The following is a 15,869-nucleotide window of genomic DNA, read 5'->3' on the forward strand; positions in this document are numbered from 1 at the left end:
AGGACCCGTTATGCTGCAGGCCGTCTCACAACATCGTCATTGATGGCGCAGTCAAGCAACGACGCGCCGCGGCGGCTAGAGAGATCCGAACATCACCAGCAAAGCCAGCGAGCCCATGGCCATCGCGAACTGGATCGTCGTCCAGACCAGTCCGTTCGGTCTGATCTCCAATCCCAACGGCGGCAACGCGCGCCGCATCGCCAGCGCCGTGAAGGCTTCGACAATGGCGAGCAGGAGGGCGATGCCGGCGATGAAAGACCATGACTCGGTCGGAGGCATCCATGGCGCGAGCCAGGCCGGGACGGAGCCCTTTAAGGCGGCGAGCAACGCGAACCAGCCGAACCAGAATGCGGAGCGCTTGACGATGTCGGGGCCGATCGTTTCGGCTTCGAGGCGGATACCGATCGTTGCCAGCGCGCCTTCGATGCGCTCGCCGTCTGTCAGGACGACGAACGCACCGAGATAGAGCGGAATGCGCGACTGGAAGAGCAGGGCGAGGATACCGAACAGGATTACGTGGCCGATGACGTCGCCGAGAATATCGCTGATTGCGTTCTTGGCGCTGCTGCCTGACGGCACGAGCGCCGCCGGCGCAGAATCTGCGTGACGCTGCGGCAGCGATCCGTCGCGCGCCATGTGCTCCAGCATTTTGGCGCGCCGGTCCGATGGATGCTGGCGAGGATGGCTTAGCCACGGCGGAAGGCGCGGCGTCACTGCGGACGCGGCGGACGAACGTTCTATCTCGGGGTTACACTGCGCCATGGGCCTGGACCGGTTCCAACTGACGTTGGTCGGTGGCGAGCAGCGGGGAGGTTCATGCGGGAGCGGGGGAAATTGCAGCCGGGCTGTCATTGGCGGCCCATTGCGGCGCCATCTATCGCCGTCGCGCGCACTGGCGCTCCCTAGCGGAATCGAACCGCTCTCTCCACCGTGAAAGGGTGGCGTCCTAACCGATAGACGAAGGGAGCAAACGCAGGGCCCTGCCGTTGTTCCCGGCACGGCCGCTGGCCGGCCGAGTCGGGCCCGGCGGCTTGCAGCGGGCGAACGTATAGTGGCCTTTCCGGCTTCCGGCAAGCCGTCCGGGACCGGTCTTTTGGCCCCGGTGGACAGCGCCGGCCCCCGGGGTGATCCGGAGGCGATTTCAACGGTTTCTTAGGGTTCCCTGAGTAGCGCTGGAATAGGAGATCTTTCGCCAATGCCACCGCCGAAAAAGCGCGCAGCCCGCAAGCTGCTGTCGCAGCATGCCTGGATCACGCTCGACGGTGGCTTCGCCGCGCGGCATTGCCTGGTCCAGGACATCTCGGATTCCGGCGCCAAGATCACGCTGGACGAGGACGCGAGCCAGCTCCCGGGCGTGATCCGGCTCGCCTTCGCACGCGACGCCCGCACCGGGCGGAGCTGCCAGGTGGTCTGGCGCCGCGGCAAATCAGCCGGCATCAAGTTCATCTGATCGCGGCCGCGGCCGCCCCGATGGCGCCCGGCACCGCTCCGCGCTAGAACGCCGTCATGCGCACGCCGCTTCTCATCCTGATCTCGTTGCTGGCCACATCCGCCGCCGCGGCGGAGGCCTTGCGTCTGCCGCCTGCGGAGCGGCCGCAAGCCGGCAAGGCCCTGCCGCTGAAAGGCGCGGCCGGGAAGGCACGGGCGGGCTCCTGCGCCACTTACGGCCCGCGCTTCGTCATGGTCGAGGGCACCGGGACCTGCGTGAAGATCGGCGGCTCGATCAGCATCGACACCACCGTGAGGCGCTAGAGCCCATGCCGGTGGACCTGCTGCGCCTCGACCTCATCGTTCCCGTGCTGATGTACTGCGCGCTGCTCTGGTGGGTCGGCCGCGGCCTGAGCTGGACGGCACGGCTGGCGACCGCGGCGGTGACCCTGGTGCTGATCGTTTGCGTGCTGATGGTCTAGCGCGGCTGGCGGTAAAGCATGATCCGGAAAAGTGCGCAGCGGTTTTCCGAAAAGATCATGCTTAAACAACAACCTAAAGCGCGATGACGCTCCATCCTGATCGCATCGCGTTTTAGAGCCAAAACTAAAAAACGCGAAAACAACCCCATGCACAGTAGCGTCAAGTGCTCAGTTGACGCCGCTGGATTGCGCCGAAACGCGGATTCATCGCGCTCTCGCCGCAGCTTGCGCCGCGCTGCCGGCTCACGACATCGGCGGTGCGACATGCTGTGCAAAACCGGGCCGTTTGCCGAGCTCGGCGAGCCAGCGCGTCAGATGCGGCTGCGCCGGCCGGGTGATGCCCTCGACGCCGAGCCAGCGCCGCGCATAGGAGCCGAGCGCGATGTCCGCGAGCGTGAACGCATCGCCCTCGATGAAGCGGCGCGAGGAGAGCAGGCGGTCGGCGATCGCCCAGACCTCGGCGGCGGCATCGGCATCGCGTTGCACCTGGATCATGTCGCGCTCGGCGGGTGCCGTGCGCACGATGCCCCAGAACACCGGACGGTCGACCGGCTGCACCGTCGACAGCGTCCAGTCGAGCCAGCGGTCGACCGATGCGCGGCTCTTCGGCGCCTCCGGGTAGATCGGCGTGCCGCTTCCATGCGCGAGGCAGAGATAGCGCATGATCGAGTTGGACTCCCACAGCACGAAGTCGCCCTCGACCAGTGTGGGGATCCGCGCATTGGGGTTCATCGCGAGATAGTCGGCCTCGCGGGTCCGGCCGTAACTCATGCCGGCGTCGATACGCTCATAGGGCAAAGCGAGCTCAGTGAGGCACCACAGCACCTTCTGCACGTTGACCGAATTGGCGCGGCCCCAGATCGTCAGCTTGGTGTCAGGCATGAGGCGTCTCCCGCGGCGTTGTCGCTTGCCGCGGGTGATAGCGGAATTCGCCGTTCGGAGCGATGCGCGATTGCGGCGCGCCTCTCATGCAAAAAGCTCCGCCCGAGGCGAAGCTTTCGTTGCAAAACAACTCGCAAACTTGAACCCGTCGTCAGCGGCCGAAGAACAGCCACAACAGAATGATCACCGGGATCGGCACGCCAAGCATCCACAGCAACAGCCCTCTCGCCATCACATCCTCCTCCAATCGGCTTCGTTGAAGAGAGAACGTCGGGCGCGAAAGCTTGTTCCTGCCGGGGCCTTACCAATGGCCGGTATTGGGCATCGATGCCCAGGGCTCCTGCGGCGGCTTCGGCTCGCCCTTCTGCAGCAGCTCGATCGAGTGCAGATCGGGCGAGCGGACGAAGGCCATGTTGCCGTCGCGCGGCGGACGGTTGATGGTGACGCCGGCCTTCATCAGCTGCGCGCAGGTGGCGTAGATGTCGTCGACCTCATAGGCGAGATGGCCGAAGAAGCGATCCTCGCCATACTTCTCCTCGTCCCAATTCCAGGTGAGCTCAACCAGGGGCGCGCCACGCGTCTGCGGCTGCTTCTTCAGCGCCTCGAGATCGTCCGCCGAGCACAGGAATACCAGCGTGAACCGCCCCTTGTCGTTCTCGATCCGCCGCACCTCCTTCAACCCGAAAGCATCAACATAGAATTTCAGCGCGACATCGAGATTGCGCACGCGCAGCATGGTGTGGAGGTATCGCATGGTTGTTGCTCCCTAACGTTCGGAGGATTTTGCTTTGGGCCGGGGCGGCGGGAGTAGGAGATAGCAGGAAAGTGGGAGGAGGGGCAGGGGGCGGGGCAAATGTGTGCGAAATGGAAAAGGTTGGTGAACCGAGCCAGCCGAGCATGGACTGGAGCCGCGGAGTAGGCGGGCTAGCGATGGCAAATGACCTGAGCAGCCCTATCGCGGCCAAGGTACTTCTGGACTGCTCTGCGACGGTTGCGGTTGAACCCCAACTCCGCCGGCGCGACCCATCCATGTGCTCCAAGCCGTGCTCAGCGCGATTGTGGATATCCTCCTGTCTGCCGCATGGAGCGCCGTCGTCAGATTCTTCGGTCTGAAAAACGTCGTCGAGATCGTGACGGCGATCTTCGGCTTTGGCTGTATCGTGATCGGCACTGCGGTCTTGTTGCTCGGGCACTGACGAGGGCAATCGTGAGAGATCACCGCAGGCGAGCTTCTCGCCACGTTGATCTTCGGATGCGATTGCCCTGCCTCGACCGGACTCGACCGCAACGGCCGCTGAAGCAATCGGTACGAGATGGCCGCGCCGTTCCGTGGGGAGCGACGCAGTCGGCCGTGCAGAACGCCGGCTTACTTCATGTTGCTGCGGGTCTTCGTGCCGCCCTGGTCGCTACCCGGGCCCGAGCCGCCCTGGCCGGAGGCGTCGGGCTTCACCATTCCGCCCTTGCTCATGCCGTCCTTGCTCATCCCGGTCGTGCCCTTGGTCATCGAGCCCTTGTTCGGGTTTTTCATGCCGGGCTTCTGCATGTTGTCGGACTGCGGGGCGGGGCCGGTCTGGGCAAAGGCGGAGCCGCACATGAGACCGAGTGCGGCGGTCGCGATCATGAACTTCTTCATCGCAAGCTCCTCGTTGGTTGCATGGGCCAACGGGAACGCGGAAGCCATGTTCCTCGGCTTGACGTTCAGGAGGAAAGAATTCTCCAACGCCGGAAGTCGCCGCCCGCGATATATGTCAGCAGGCGTGCGTTCTTGCGCGGGGGCGAGCTGCCTGGGGCGACGCCGACGTCGTCTCCGGCTGCAACTAGGCTGCAATCCGTTGTTCGACCGGGGCCGTCAGCAGCTTGAGCGCTTGTGCGTGTTGCAGGTCGGGGACCGCGATCGCCGTGTGGCTGTAGATCGCATGGCTGCGCGATTTTGCAATCTTGTCCAAGATCTGGCTCCCCTTGATGACGTGGAGGCCCATGCCCTCGTCAGTGGGGAAGATCGCCAGCACCACGTCATAGGCCGCGATGACGGCCCTGAGTGCCTCGGCCTTATCCTCGGCGACGTCGACAAAAACACGAACATCAGCCGCGAGTTCACGCAGCTCGTCAAAATCCAGCACTGTGGGGATACTCCAAACGCAACGAGACTGAATGGAGCTTGGCGGCGTTGGGTTACTGAAGTGTCAACAAGGCGTGCCGAGCCACAAGTTTCACGACGAGGTGACTTCACGCTCTAGCGCTTTGCTTCCTCCTTGCGAAGCCGGGCCTCCGCGGCCTCGTCCACGAGGTTCAAGGCGAGGCCGTCATAACTCAGCTTGAGCCCGCGGCCGACGATCCATGTCCAACCCTCTCGCTCCTTGATGGGTTGCGCGTTGAACTGATCGGAGATCGATTTGACGGCAGCGTCCTGCGCCCCCGGATTGTTCAACTCCGCCTTGACGCGCCAGATCGGGTGCCTGGCGTCGACCTCCTCGCTGTCGACCGTGACCTTGGCGCCGTTGATGTCGCATTCGAAGGTGTAGGAGTCGCGGCTCCGGCGGCAGAGATAGCGGCGTTGACTGACGAGCTTGCTGGTCTCGTCGAATGTCATCCCGGGCGAGAAGCCGAAGATGTCGGACTTCTTCACGAGAGCGAGGGACGCAGGCTTCAGGAAGCTCGGCTGGATCGCGACGAGGGCTGCGACGGCGACAACGATCAAACTTGCGATGACGATAGCGACCTTCATGAGCACCCCACGAGCAACCTACAGACCATTATAGGCAGCCGGGCCGTTCTACCATGCCCCCAAAAGCGAAAACCCCGCCTGGGGGAAGCGGGGCTCTCTGGTGGGGTGAAGCTTAGGGACTTCAATGATATGACGCGCCGGCCGCAAAATGGTTCAAACGGAAATCGGAAGGTCCTGCGGCATCTTCACAGGAAGTAGGGAACCCCGCAGAAGCCCTGCTTGCGTTTTCGGCCTCGATGGGTTCTAAGCCCCGTCACTTCATGACCTCTGGCATGAAATCAGCGCGCCCCCGCGCTTCAGGCCGCGTCCCCAGCAGAGTTGCTCGCGCGCACAAAAGGAATTCAGACATGGCGAAGATGACGAAGACTCAATTGATTGATGCAATTGCCGAGGGCACGCAGCTTTCGAAGAACGACGTGAAGTCGGTGATCGAGTACATGGCGACGGTCGGTTACAAGGAGCTCAACGAGTCCGGTGAGTTCGTCATTCCCGGTTTCGTGAAGATGTCGGTCGTGAACAAGCCGGCCACCGAAGCCCGCATGGGCGTCAATCCCTTCACCAAGGAGCCGATGCAGTTCGCGGCCAAGCCGGCGAGCAAGTCGGTCAAGGCCTCGCCGCTGAAGGTTGCCAAGGACGCCGTCTAAGGTGCCGGCGATGTCGTTGCGGCGGAGCGATGCCGCAACGATCAATGGCTGAAGACAAGGTGGTGCTCGGCGACGGCGATGCCGAACATCACCACGACAATCAGGACGAACCACAGAGCGCGCCGGTCGGTTTGTCCCGGCGCGCTCTGCGGTTTCCCGCAAGCCGGGCAGACCGAAAGGCCGATCGGGATCTCGGTCTCACAGAACTCGCAGATCATCGGCGCCTCGATGATGAAGAGCACCGGCTCCGGAGTCGGACGCGGTAACGCGGGATGCCGCCTCATTCGGCCGGTCAATGCGAACGCTGGAAGATTCGTTCCCGTGGCTACGACCCCGCTGCACCTGGCAGGCAGCCGTTGCCTTCAAAGAAAAACCCCGCGCTTTCGCACGGGGCTCTTCTGGCTGACGGCGTTGGGATTTCAGCGCCTGGCCGCCAGCCGTATTTCTAACTTAAAGTTGAAAGTCCAAAAAGCAACAGCGCCGCGATGACGGAATATGTTCGTTCACCGCAGCGCTGCCATATGACTGGGCGCTGAAATCCCCAGCTTCAATGGGTCCAGGCGGCGTTGAAAAGGTTCAACGCGATATGGCGGGAAATCGCACGCGAGGGACTGGACTTTTTGTTCTCATTTTGTTCTAGTGAGCCGCCTTAAGGTCCGCTTGGGAGGTGACTCATGACCGTCGAAAAACAGCGCGAAGTGATCAGGCTCTGGAACGAGCTCAGGAAGCTCGAGGGCCCGGCCGCGGAAGAGCTCCGGATCCAGATCCTGGAATGCTTCTCGGAAAGGAAAAAGTGAAGCGGGCGGCTTGATCTGCTCCGGCGGACGCCGACAACGCCAGGGATCCGGCAGGCGCCGTCTGGTCTGACGGCTCGCGCTTGGTCGGGCGGCTTCGTAGGGGCGACGAGGCGACCAACTTGAAGTCCGTCTTGGCGGGGTGTGGTCGCTGCTGCGGGCATTCGCCGCTGATGATTCAGGAACGAACATGTGCCGTCAGCGTTCGGCCTGCATGACTTGCCCGCGATGCGCCAAGCCGATGATGGCGACTTCCGCCAACAGCTTTCGATGCGAACCTTGCCGCGAGATCGTCATCGTGTTTGCGGTCGTGTCGAAATTCCTGCCGCCGAAGATTGTGCCGAGCTACGTCGCTGAAGAGGTTGCGTCGCGCGCTTTCATCGATCGTTAGGAATCGCTTCGCACTGATTTTTCCGACTCCGATTCGTTCTTTGAGAACGAAATGGAGTCGGATGCAGAACATGTCGCGCCTGCCGCACGCGATGCGGCCACACGCATCAAAACGAGACAGCGTGATGCTTCGCACAGTCGCGTCCACGCCTTCTCCGTAAGGAGTGAGGCGAGGGAGAGCGAGATGAATGCGTGCTGGTTTCTCGTCGAGATCGCGAAAGTGTTCTGGTACGATCGGCACCCGCGCTTGCGCAAAGGCAAACCGTCAGTGCCGCAAGTGCCGCCGCCGGGACCGAAGCCTCCCGAGGCCTCGTCTCCCGATGCGACGTGAGCCGTTCGTCGTGCCCGCGCGCACGCTTTGTTAAGAGTTGCTCCGCGCCGATTTCTTCGATTCCGATTCGTTCTTCGAGAACGAAATGGTGTCGAAGCTGGAACAAAGCCGGTCGCCAGGCTGCGGTCGCTTCGGCTTCCTGCGATATGGCAAGCGGCTAGCTGGAAATCCCAGGCGCTCCGCAACCCTAACGATCATTTGCGCGGAAGCCGATAACCCTATTCGGTTAGGTTAAAAGCCTAATCGCGTTGCGATTGGCGCTCGTTGCGGTAGGTGTCTGGCAAGGACAAGCAAGAAACGACCTTTGCCAAGAAGCATTTTTATCATGACACCTTTTTCAGAGCCGTCCTTTTACCAAGGCGACCGACAGACCTACCGGCGCGTCGCCATCGTCGGCGCGCTGTTCTGTCTCGCTTTCGTGGTGATCAGCTTCTCGCTGCGGCCGCAGCTCGAGGACACGCGCGTCGCGGTCAAGGCCGACCGGCTGGTGCGCACGGCGGGCCAAGCGGCGCACGCCAATTAAAGGCGGCGCTAGCGATCGTCGCTGTGGATGCGATCGTCGGCCGGCACCCGCGGGCCCGCGGTGCCGCGCGACGCGAGCGCCACGAAACCGGCATAGCCGGACAGATTGAGCAAAACTTCGAGCCACGCGGGCATGTCGGGCCTCTTCCGCTCTCCGAAGAGGGATTCAACGTCCGCGCGCAATTCTGGTTCCGTGCTCCCGGAAGGAACTCGAAAGAACTTCAAAGCGGAGAGGAGGGGTCGAGCCGTCGGCCGAGGGTCGCGACGGATTCGCTCGACGGCTGCTCTTTCAGGAACTCGGCGATCGCCCGCGCCAGCTCGCCGTCGCTCATCGGCGTCGGCGGCGAATGCAGGGTGCCGACACCGAAGCTGCGAACGATCTCGTCGTAGTGCTGATCTTCGGATCTGGGAACCAGCTTCCGAATACGGGCCAGCAAAGCAGATAGCGGCAAACTCTCCTCCTCGGTCGTTCGCCCCGCTGGCAGCAATCCTCGTCTGCTGCCATCTGCTCCCGTGAAACTGAAAACCCCGCCAGCATCGCGGAGATGCTGACGGGGCTTCGTGCTGTTGCCTCAACCCGGATGGCGGAGGCTCCTGCACTTAAGGAGGCAATCCCTGGCCGGCGATTTCGTTCCGCCCGCATCGGCTTTTTTTGCCCCGCCCGGTTCCGCGCGCTGCGCGCAACCATCGCAGGCGCTCATGGTTATCTCGGCGAGACGCGAAGGAGGACAGCATGAAGAAAACACTGGCAGTTCTGGCCACCGTCGCAGCCGTTGGCGTGACCGCGGTTGCGGCCCCTGCGCCTGCCGAGGCGCGCGGGCGCGGCATTGGCCCGGGCCTCGCATTCGGCCTCGCCGCCGGCGCGATCACCGCGGGTGCGGTCGCGGCGTCCCATCCGTACGGCTATTACGGCCCGCGCTACGGCTATTATGGCGGCCCCGACTATTATTACGGGCCGGGCTCCTACGCCTATTATGGCGGTGGACCGTACTACCGGCACCATCACCATTGGCGCCATTGGTAGCCACTCTCAAGCGAAAAGCCCGGAGCGATGCTCCGGGCTTTTTTCATGCGCATTGATCGGGGACGTGTATTACGGCCAGAGCGAGGGCCGTTCGACCTTGCGGGCGTTCTCCAGGGTCGACACGAAATACTCTTCGCGCTCGCGCTTGAATTTTTCCTGCGTGGCACGGAAGGCGGCGACACGGGCTGCGATTTCATCGCGCTCACGAGCTTTGCGTTCTTCGTCTTCGGTCATGACCATCCCCTCGGGTTTACTTAACTCAAGCACTGCCGCCGCATCATCTTGAGTCGCATTGACACATCCATTGGGGCTCCTGAATGGGGCGTCAATGGGGAGGAGGCATTGCAGGATTGTGATATGCGAAGGTCGGAAAAAATTGCCGAGCGCTTCGCGTTGGCGCTTGATAAGAGCGTCAACAGTCTTGCCGCTTGCGCATGACGCTGTCAGGCAAGACGAATCGGGAGGCCGCGATTGATTGCATCGGATCTTCAAAGCGGCGTTGAACGGCTCGGCGACATGATTGCCGAGGCGAGGATCATCGTGCCGTTCACCGGCGCCGGCATCTCGACCGAATGCGGCATTCCCGACTTCCGCTCGCCGGGCGGAATTTGGACACGCAACCGTCCAATCCCGTTCGACGAATTCGTCGCGAGCCAGTCAGCGCGGGACGAATCCTGGCGCCGCCGTTTTGCGATGGAGGAGGTCTTCGCGGCGGCGAAACCCGGCCGCGGCCATCGGGCGCTCGCCTCGCTCTACCGTGCCGGCAAGGTTCCCGCCGTCATCACCCAGAACATCGACAATCTGCACCAGGCCTCCGGCTTCGCCGGCGAGGACGTAGTTGAACTTCACGGAAATACAACTTATGCGCGCTGCATTGGATGCGGGCAGGCCTATCCGCTCGATTGGGTGAGGCGTCGCTTCGACGACGACGGCCTCGCGCCTAATTGCACCGCGTGCGACGAGCCGGTGAAAACCGCCACGATCTCATTCGGCCAGATGATGCCCGATGATGAAATGCAGCGCGCGACCGCATTGTCGCAGGCCTGCGACCTCTTCATCGCGATCGGTTCCTCACTCGTGGTCTGGCCCGCGGCGGGCTTTCCGATGATGGCAAAGAACGCCGGTGCACGCCTGGTGATCATCAATCGCGAGGCGACCGAACAGGACGACATTGCCGATCTCGTCATCCATCATGACATCGGCGAAGCGCTCGGGCCCTTTGTCGCCAATTGAGGCATCAATTTGATTCGCGGCTGTGCAAGCTGTTCATAGGTTCCGGCGAATCTCTTTTTTGTCTATGCCTCGCAACCGGGAGTGTTATCTTTTGAGTCGAAAGATTCGCGTCGCGTCCAGTTGAGAAGGTTCTCGAAAGACGCGTGATTCGATGCCGCTGCTGAGGCGGGTCGCATGACAGTGTGGGGTCCGGGGTTATGGGGTCGTCGGACGGATTTGAGTCCAAGAAGCTCGGGGTTCCCGGGCAGGGGGCATCGCCCGGGCGGATTACGCCGGGCGAGCACGGCAGCGCCGGTCGCGAGAGCGGGCTCAGTCCGTTCAGCGGGCTCGGCGAGACCAGCGCCAATCTCGTCGAAGTCCACGGTGTCATCAAATGGTTCGACGCCTCCAAGGGCTATGGCTTCATCGTTCCCGACAATGGTTGGCCGGACGTGCTGCTGCACGTCACCGTGCTCAGGCGCGACGGCTTCCAGACCGCCTATGAGGGCGCCCGCATCGTCGTCGAGTGCATCCAGCGCGCCAAGGGTTACCAGGCGTTCCGCGTGGTCTCGATGGACGAGTCGACCGCGATCCATCCGGCGCAGATGCTGCCGCCGCGTACCCATGTCACCGTCACCGCGACCAGCGGGCTGGAACGGGCCCAGGTCAAATGGTTCAATCGGCTGCGCGGCTTCGGCTTCCTGACCTGCGGCGAGGGCACGCCAGACATCTTCGTGCACATGGAGACCTTGCGACGCTTCGGCATGACCGAGCTCAGGCCCGGCCAGTATGTCCTGGTCCGCTTCGGGCCCGGCTCGAAGGGTATGATGGCGGCCGAGATCCATCCCGAGACCGGATCGCCGGGATTGCAGTCGCACTAAGCGCGGGGAGACTCGCGCTCTAGCCTCCAAGTCCCTGCAAGCTTCAAATCGCCCAAGCTTCCACTTCCCGCAATCGTGAGCAGGGCCGCGTCGGCAGACCGGTGCGCCTCTGGCTTTTCCGGCGGCCGCCGCGTAAGGACTGGTCCAGTCCCACGCCTCGAGTGCCCCCATGAATCCTGATCGTAAGGCTGTCTGGTCCGCTCTGAAGGGCTGGCTCGCCGCCGTCCTTGTTATCGCCGGCTGTGTCGTTGCCGGCGCGCCCGCCGGCGCCGCCAGCTTCCAGCCGCTCGAGATCGTCACCAAGAACGGCGTGCAGGTGTTCTCGGTGGAAGTAGCCACGACCGAGGAGGAGAAGCAGACCGGCCTGATGTACCGCAAGGAGCTGGCGGACGGCAAAGGCATGCTGTTCGACTTCAATCCCGAGCAGGAGGTGTCGATGTGGATGAAGAACACCTATGTCTCGCTCGACATGATCTTCATCCGCGCCGACGGCCGCATCCTGCGCATCGCCGAGAATACCGAACCGATGTCGACCAAGATCATCTCGTCCCGGGGGCCCGCCAGGGCCGTGCTGGAGGTGGTGGCGGGAACGGCGCAGAAATACGGCATCCGTCCCGGCGACCGCGTCGGCCATCCGCTGTTCGGCAGCAAATAGGCGGGCAGGCGGGCGCCTCGGGGCTTGACGGCGCCTTGGAAGCCTTGCTGGCGCCTTGGGAAGCGTGTATCGACGGGGCTCGCCGGACATTCGGGGTATAGCGCAGCCTGGTAGCGCGGCAGTTTTGGGTACTGCAGGTCGTTGGTTCGAATCCAGCTGCCCCGACCAGTTCTGGGGGTGAATCTCCTAGGCTTTTTCCCTGCGACCTTCGACGTGATCTGACAGGCAGGGCTTATGGCGTCCCCGCGATTTCCGCGCGATGTTTCAGGCCACTGCGCCCTCGCGGATCGGGACAGAATTGCCGACGCCGGATCGAACCTTTGGCTGTCGCCATAGACATAAGTGTGTTGGGGATTTCAGCGCCCAATGTCTAAACGGACGCCGCCAAGCGATGATATTCCGCTTGCGCGGCGTTGCGCTTTTCAGGTGTCGCCTTTTCGGATCCGACCCATCAGCTCGAGGCGTACCAGCCGAGCGGAAACGGCAGCAGGGGCCAAATCCCGTGGTTGTCGTTGGCGGCTTTCGGCAGCTCATGCCCCGGCATCCTTGCGATTGGCATAGGAGGCGTCGATCGCAGCGCCAGGCGCAGACGTTCACACTGCAAATTCATTGTGGTCGCCCTGACGAGATTCTCGAAATTTCAATTCACAAAATTGGACGTCAGCTCAATCAAATCGCCACGCGCCCAAGATGGCGCGGTCATTCTCAAATCGCGCGCGTATTGTAGATAAATCGGCGCCGGCTTTCAACCGATCCCGGCCCTAGGCCGCGCGAAGTAAGGTTGACTGGTTAGGTTAAGGATGAGCGGTTGTTGCGGCCGCTTCGGCGATCGTTATCAGATCGATTCCGGCTCGCGACGGGCTGCCTGCAAGTCGTGCTCACACAAGGTCACGGTTCGTCGCAGCGCGCATATCCTGTGAGTTCTGCGTCATGTCTTTCGATCGCAACTTCAAAACCGCCGGTCCGCAATCGAGCTGGAGCGAGATCTGGCACCTCTGGACCGTGATCGTGCCCCGTCGCTCGATCAATGGGCAGCTCGTGGTCGGCAAGGTCTGGCGCCGCCATGACGGCCGCGACTGGATCTACAAGAAATTCACCGAATTCGACGGCGAAGAAGCCGCCTGACGCGCGACGAGCTCGGAATGAACCATCATCGCGCCTTGGGCCATTGCTGAGGCCGTCGATCTCGGCCATGGCGGTTGAAGGTCGCGCTTCAACCGCCAGGCGTTCCCGGATCAGGCCGCTTTCGCCGGGGCTGCCGCCGGCTTGGGCGGCGGTGGCTTCAGCGGCTTGTCCTGCTTCTTCGACCACGAGATGTAATAGGCCACCGTCGTCATGATCGCGATGCCGGCAACGCTGACGAAGATCTGTGCGAGCAGCGAGCCCGAGCTCATCGACAGCTCGAAATGGCCGACGAAGGACAGGAACACGCCGACGCAGAACACGGCGAGCGACTGCTGGCCGCAGACGATCAGGGGATCGAACACCTTCCATTCCAGCCCCGGCCATTCCTTCGGCACGAAGCGGATCACCAGGATCACGATCACGACGAAGTGGATGAAGCGGTAGGGCGCAAGGTTGGTCTTGTCGTTCGGGTTGAAGGCCGAGAACAGCCACTCCGGGAACATGCCGCCGAATGTGGGGAAGCGGCCGGCCATGGTCATGACCAGCGCGAACAAGAGATAGCCGAGACAGAGATAGAGCGTGATCGGCGCGTTGATCAGCGTCATCGAGCGCCGCGCGCCGCCCATCGCGCACCAGGCGCCGAACACGAACAGCACCTGCCAGCAATACGGGTTGAAGTACCACTGGCCGGCCGGATAGGCGTTCAGATTCCAGCCGAAGTGACGCGCCGCCAGCCACAGCACGATCGCCAGCACCATCGTCAAATCGGGCTTGCGCAGCATGAACCACAGCACCGGCGGGAACAGGCCCATCAGCACGATGTAGAGCGGCAGCACGTCGAGATTGAGCGGCTTGAAGCGCAGGAACAGGCCCTGGCGTAGCGTCTCGGTGGCGTTGTCGACCAGGCCGGCGACGTTGAACTCGTTGATCATCTCGCTATCGCCGAAGCGCAGCGCCAGATAGCTGATCGAGGCGATATAGATCACGAACAGGATGATGTGGGCGACGTAGAGCTGCCAGACCCGCTTGGTCAGCCGGGTGGCGCCGACCAGGAAGCCGCGCTCCAGCATCATCCGCGCATAGACGAACGAGGCGGTATAGCCGGAGATGAACACGAACAAGTCGGCGGCGTCGGAAAAGCCGTAATTGCGCGTCGTGACCCAGTTCACGACATTGTCGGGGATGTGGTCGAGGAAGATCGCCCAGTTCGCGACCCCGCGAAACAGGTCGAGCCTGAGGTCGCGGCCTTTTTCAGGGAGCGTGGCGTTGATGTTCAGGAAGGCCATGCGACGGGAGCTTTCGGGAGGGGCGGTTACGCTGATGTCGTCGAAGCAGTGCCGCCGGGCGGGCCCCCAGCGCGAAAGGTGGGTACGCAATTGTCACGGTGCAGCATAATGACTATACCGGTGGTGAGGGGTGCCCGGGGCCGGAATCACCGATCAGTTCCCAATCGGTGTCTGTATACTATCCCTGAGGTTTCCACCAACTGCTACCGTGACGCATCGAAATCGAACGAAGAGACGAAGAGGCCGGACCGCCAATGACCGCACGCATTTTCAAGCCCGCCAAGAACGCGATGCAATCCGGCCGGTCCAAGACGAAGGAATGGCAGCTCGACTACGAGCCGGAGCAGCCCCGCGCGGTCGAGCCGCTGATGGGCTGGACCTCGTCGGGCGACATGAAGCAGCAGATCACGCTGCGCTTCCACAGCAAGGAAGAGGCGGTCGCCTATTGCGAGCGCAAGGGCATCGCCTACCAGGTGATCGAACCGCAGGATTCAATCCGCCGCCCGGTCGCCTATGCCGACAACTTCTCGTTCCGGCGCGGCGAGCCCTGGACGCATTGAGAAGGCGGCTGCTTCGACTTCAAACGACGTGATGTTCTCGTCATGCCCGGGCTCGTCCCGCCTGCGCGGCCGAAGCCGCTTCGGCGAGGCAGAGGCCCGGGCATCCACGTTTTGGGTGGGCGTGAACGAACGTGGATCGCCGGGTCAACCCGGCCATGACGGTCGTGGGAGGCATTCCTCCCGAACGCGATAGCGTCGCGCCCCGGGGTTCGGACCCTTGGCACCAATTCCGCCACGTGCTTCGCTGGTCCTGACATCGGGACCACGACGGGGTGGGCTATGGCGGGGCGTGACCAGCTCGACGGCGTCGATCTGAAGATATTATCCGAGCTGCAGCAGGACGGGCGTATCCGCAACAACGAGCTGGCGCTGCGCGTCGGCGTGTCCGCGCCCAACTGCCTGCGGCGGCTGAAATCGCTGTTCAGCCGCGGCGTGATCCGGGCGGTGCGGGCCGTCATCGACGAGCGGCGGCTCGGCTATGAGGTGGTCTCGTTCGTCTCGATCCAGCTCGGCAGCCAGGCCCAGCCGGTGCTGGAGGCATTCGAGAGCTCGATCGCTGCGATCCCGCGCATCCAGCAGTGCTGGCGGATTTCGGGCGACACCGACTATCTCCTGAGATGCGTGGCGCCGAGCGTCGAGAGCATGCGCCAGCAGCTGCTGCATTTCGCGGCAATGCCTGACGTGAAGAACGTCCGCAGCTTTCCGGTGTTGGGCGTCGCGAAGGATGTGCCGCTGCCTCTGCAGGACGTCGCGGCGGTATCGGCGGGATAGTGGAACGTTCCAGGCGCCGTTACTCCACGATCGCGAAAAATCGGACGGCGCTACGCGTCGTCGACGTCAGCACTATAATGCTGATTAACTCACATAACTGTGACATGTGATTTCGGAAGTCCTGCGATGCGCTGAGACGTGATTGCCGGTCTCGGTG

At 62.8% G+C, this 15,869-nt stretch carries 27 protein-coding genes and 2 tRNA genes; 17 read left to right on the forward strand and 12 right to left on the reverse strand.

Annotation, left to right across the window (positions count from 1 at the left end):
• Positions 1–75: 75 nt before the first annotated feature.
• A complete protein-coding gene (locus tag A3AS_RS0140345) occupies positions 76–648 on the reverse strand; it encodes a hypothetical protein (RefSeq protein WP_245283403.1) in 573 nt (190 codons plus the stop codon).
• 245 nt (positions 649–893) lie between these two features.
• Positions 894–968, reverse strand: a tRNA-Glu gene (locus A3AS_RS0140350).
• A gap of 227 nt (positions 969–1,195) precedes the next feature.
• On the opposite strand from A3AS_RS0140350, the gene A3AS_RS0140355 reads away from it, so the two are divergent.
• From A3AS_RS0140355 to A3AS_RS46945, 3 genes are read left to right on the forward strand one after another with little or no spacing between them, the layout of a single operon-like run.
• A complete protein-coding gene (locus tag A3AS_RS0140355) occupies positions 1,196–1,450 on the forward strand; it encodes a PilZ domain-containing protein (protein WP_018323099.1) in 255 nt (84 codons plus the stop codon).
• Positions 1,451–1,506: 56 nt separating this feature from the next.
• Positions 1,507–1,752: a hypothetical protein gene (locus A3AS_RS0140360; RefSeq protein ID WP_018323100.1), complete on the forward strand. Its 246-nt coding sequence runs from the start codon at positions 1,507–1,509 to the stop codon at positions 1,750–1,752.
• A gap of 5 nt (positions 1,753–1,757) precedes the next feature.
• Positions 1,758–1,910, forward strand: coding sequence for a hypothetical protein (locus A3AS_RS46945; RefSeq protein WP_085964289.1), 153 nt, complete (start codon positions 1,758–1,760; stop codon positions 1,908–1,910).
• A gap of 243 nt (positions 1,911–2,153) precedes the next feature.
• On the opposite strand, the gene A3AS_RS0140370 is transcribed toward A3AS_RS46945, so the two are convergent.
• Positions 2,154–2,792 (reverse strand): glutathione S-transferase family protein, encoded by a 639-nt coding sequence (locus A3AS_RS0140370; RefSeq protein ID WP_018323101.1) that lies wholly within the window; start codon positions 2,790–2,792, stop codon positions 2,154–2,156.
• A gap of 301 nt (positions 2,793–3,093) precedes the next feature.
• Complete coding sequence (locus A3AS_RS0140380; RefSeq protein WP_018323103.1) at positions 3,094–3,546, reverse strand: VOC family protein; 453 nt, start codon at positions 3,544–3,546, stop codon at positions 3,094–3,096.
• Positions 3,547–3,823: 277 nt separating this feature from the next.
• Between A3AS_RS0140380 and A3AS_RS48040 the strand changes: the two genes are divergently transcribed.
• On the forward strand, positions 3,824–3,988 hold the full coding sequence (locus A3AS_RS48040) for a hypothetical protein (protein WP_018323104.1): 165 nt from the start codon (positions 3,824–3,826) through the stop codon (positions 3,986–3,988).
• 170 nt (positions 3,989–4,158) lie between these two features.
• On the opposite strand, the gene A3AS_RS0140390 is transcribed toward A3AS_RS48040, so the two are convergent.
• The 3 genes from A3AS_RS0140390 to A3AS_RS0140400 form a co-directional block, all read right to left on the reverse strand.
• Positions 4,159–4,425, reverse strand: a complete 267-nt coding sequence (locus A3AS_RS0140390) for a hypothetical protein (protein WP_026202876.1) — start codon at positions 4,423–4,425, stop codon at positions 4,159–4,161.
• Between the two features lie 184 nt (positions 4,426–4,609).
• Positions 4,610–4,912: a hypothetical protein gene (locus A3AS_RS0140395; protein WP_018323106.1), complete on the reverse strand. Its 303-nt coding sequence runs from the start codon at positions 4,910–4,912 to the stop codon at positions 4,610–4,612.
• Positions 4,913–5,025: 113 nt separating this feature from the next.
• A complete protein-coding gene (locus tag A3AS_RS0140400; protein ID WP_018323107.1) occupies positions 5,026–5,517 on the reverse strand; it encodes a hypothetical protein in 492 nt (163 codons plus the stop codon).
• A gap of 347 nt (positions 5,518–5,864) precedes the next feature.
• Between A3AS_RS0140400 and A3AS_RS0140405 the strand changes: the two genes are divergently transcribed.
• Positions 5,865–6,161, forward strand: coding sequence for an HU family DNA-binding protein (locus A3AS_RS0140405; RefSeq protein ID WP_018323108.1), 297 nt, complete (start codon positions 5,865–5,867; stop codon positions 6,159–6,161).
• 41 nt (positions 6,162–6,202) lie between these two features.
• Here the strand turns inward: A3AS_RS0140405 and A3AS_RS0140410 are convergent, their stop codons facing one another.
• Positions 6,203–6,445 carry a hypothetical protein gene (locus tag A3AS_RS0140410; RefSeq protein ID WP_157644519.1) on the reverse strand — a complete coding sequence of 81 codons (243 nt, stop codon included), beginning with the start codon at positions 6,443–6,445 and terminating at the stop codon, positions 6,203–6,205.
• 390 nt (positions 6,446–6,835) lie between these two features.
• On the opposite strand from A3AS_RS0140410, the gene A3AS_RS49905 reads away from it, so the two are divergent.
• From A3AS_RS49905 to A3AS_RS0140425, 4 genes are all read left to right on the forward strand, one after another.
• Complete coding sequence (locus A3AS_RS49905) at positions 6,836–6,958, forward strand: hypothetical protein (RefSeq protein ID WP_018323110.1); 123 nt, start codon at positions 6,836–6,838, stop codon at positions 6,956–6,958.
• A gap of 139 nt (positions 6,959–7,097) precedes the next feature.
• Positions 7,098–7,346: a hypothetical protein gene (locus tag A3AS_RS48045; RefSeq protein ID WP_157644520.1), complete on the forward strand. Its 249-nt coding sequence runs from the start codon at positions 7,098–7,100 to the stop codon at positions 7,344–7,346.
• Between the two features lie 183 nt (positions 7,347–7,529).
• Positions 7,530–7,676 (forward strand): hypothetical protein, encoded by a 147-nt coding sequence (locus A3AS_RS48735; RefSeq protein ID WP_198293765.1) that lies wholly within the window; start codon positions 7,530–7,532, stop codon positions 7,674–7,676.
• A gap of 325 nt (positions 7,677–8,001) precedes the next feature.
• Positions 8,002–8,199: a hypothetical protein gene (locus A3AS_RS0140425; RefSeq protein ID WP_018323112.1), complete on the forward strand. Its 198-nt coding sequence runs from the start codon at positions 8,002–8,004 to the stop codon at positions 8,197–8,199.
• An 8-nt stretch (positions 8,200–8,207) separates the two neighbouring features.
• On the opposite strand, the gene A3AS_RS49910 is transcribed toward A3AS_RS0140425, so the two are convergent.
• Both A3AS_RS49910 and A3AS_RS0140435 read right to left on the reverse strand, forming a co-directional pair.
• The gene (locus A3AS_RS49910) at positions 8,208–8,333 is read right to left on the reverse strand and encodes a hypothetical protein (protein WP_018323113.1); all 126 of its coding nucleotides are present in this window, start codon (positions 8,331–8,333) and stop codon (positions 8,208–8,210) included.
• A gap of 86 nt (positions 8,334–8,419) precedes the next feature.
• Positions 8,420–8,650 carry a hypothetical protein gene (locus A3AS_RS0140435; protein WP_026202877.1) on the reverse strand — a complete coding sequence of 77 codons (231 nt, stop codon included), beginning with the start codon at positions 8,648–8,650 and terminating at the stop codon, positions 8,420–8,422.
• A gap of 281 nt (positions 8,651–8,931) precedes the next feature.
• Between A3AS_RS0140435 and A3AS_RS0140440 the strand changes: the two genes are divergently transcribed.
• A complete protein-coding gene (locus tag A3AS_RS0140440) occupies positions 8,932–9,222 on the forward strand; it encodes a hypothetical protein (RefSeq protein ID WP_018323115.1) in 291 nt (96 codons plus the stop codon).
• A gap of 69 nt (positions 9,223–9,291) precedes the next feature.
• Here A3AS_RS0140440 and A3AS_RS48740 read toward each other — a convergent pair whose 3' ends face one another.
• Positions 9,292–9,456 (reverse strand): hypothetical protein, encoded by a 165-nt coding sequence (locus A3AS_RS48740; protein WP_162832225.1) that lies wholly within the window; start codon positions 9,454–9,456, stop codon positions 9,292–9,294.
• A 237-nt stretch (positions 9,457–9,693) separates the two neighbouring features.
• Between A3AS_RS48740 and A3AS_RS0140450 the strand changes: the two genes are divergently transcribed.
• From A3AS_RS0140450 to A3AS_RS0140475, 5 genes are all read left to right on the forward strand, one after another.
• Positions 9,694–10,455: an NAD-dependent protein deacetylase gene (locus A3AS_RS0140450; protein ID WP_018323117.1), complete on the forward strand. Its 762-nt coding sequence runs from the start codon at positions 9,694–9,696 to the stop codon at positions 10,453–10,455.
• Between the two features lie 197 nt (positions 10,456–10,652).
• Entirely contained in the window at positions 10,653–11,315 is a 663-nt protein-coding gene (locus A3AS_RS0140455) for a cold-shock protein (protein WP_026202878.1), read from the forward strand.
• Positions 11,316–11,484: 169 nt separating this feature from the next.
• Positions 11,485–11,970 carry a DUF192 domain-containing protein gene (locus A3AS_RS0140460; protein ID WP_018323119.1) on the forward strand — a complete coding sequence of 162 codons (486 nt, stop codon included), beginning with the start codon at positions 11,485–11,487 and terminating at the stop codon, positions 11,968–11,970.
• Positions 11,971–12,061: 91 nt separating this feature from the next.
• Positions 12,062–12,138 (forward strand) — tRNA-Pro (locus tag A3AS_RS0140465).
• A gap of 762 nt (positions 12,139–12,900) precedes the next feature.
• A complete protein-coding gene (locus A3AS_RS0140475) occupies positions 12,901–13,095 on the forward strand; it encodes a hypothetical protein (protein WP_018323121.1) in 195 nt (64 codons plus the stop codon).
• A 110-nt stretch (positions 13,096–13,205) separates the two neighbouring features.
• Here the strand turns inward: A3AS_RS0140475 and A3AS_RS0140480 are convergent, their stop codons facing one another.
• Entirely contained in the window at positions 13,206–14,381 is a 1,176-nt protein-coding gene (locus A3AS_RS0140480) for an OpgC domain-containing protein (RefSeq protein WP_018323122.1), read from the reverse strand.
• 254 nt (positions 14,382–14,635) lie between these two features.
• On the opposite strand from A3AS_RS0140480, the gene A3AS_RS0140485 reads away from it, so the two are divergent.
• Positions 14,636–14,941 (forward strand): ETC complex I subunit, encoded by a 306-nt coding sequence (locus A3AS_RS0140485; protein WP_018323123.1) that lies wholly within the window; start codon positions 14,636–14,638, stop codon positions 14,939–14,941.
• Between the two features lie 279 nt (positions 14,942–15,220).
• A complete protein-coding gene (locus tag A3AS_RS0140490; protein ID WP_018323124.1) occupies positions 15,221–15,712 on the forward strand; it encodes an Lrp/AsnC family transcriptional regulator in 492 nt (163 codons plus the stop codon).
• Positions 15,713–15,869: the final 157 nt, after the last annotated feature.

Source organism: Bradyrhizobium sp. WSM2793 (assembly GCF_000379585.1).
In the GTDB taxonomy this organism is placed as follows: domain Bacteria; phylum Pseudomonadota; class Alphaproteobacteria; order Rhizobiales; family Xanthobacteraceae; genus Bradyrhizobium.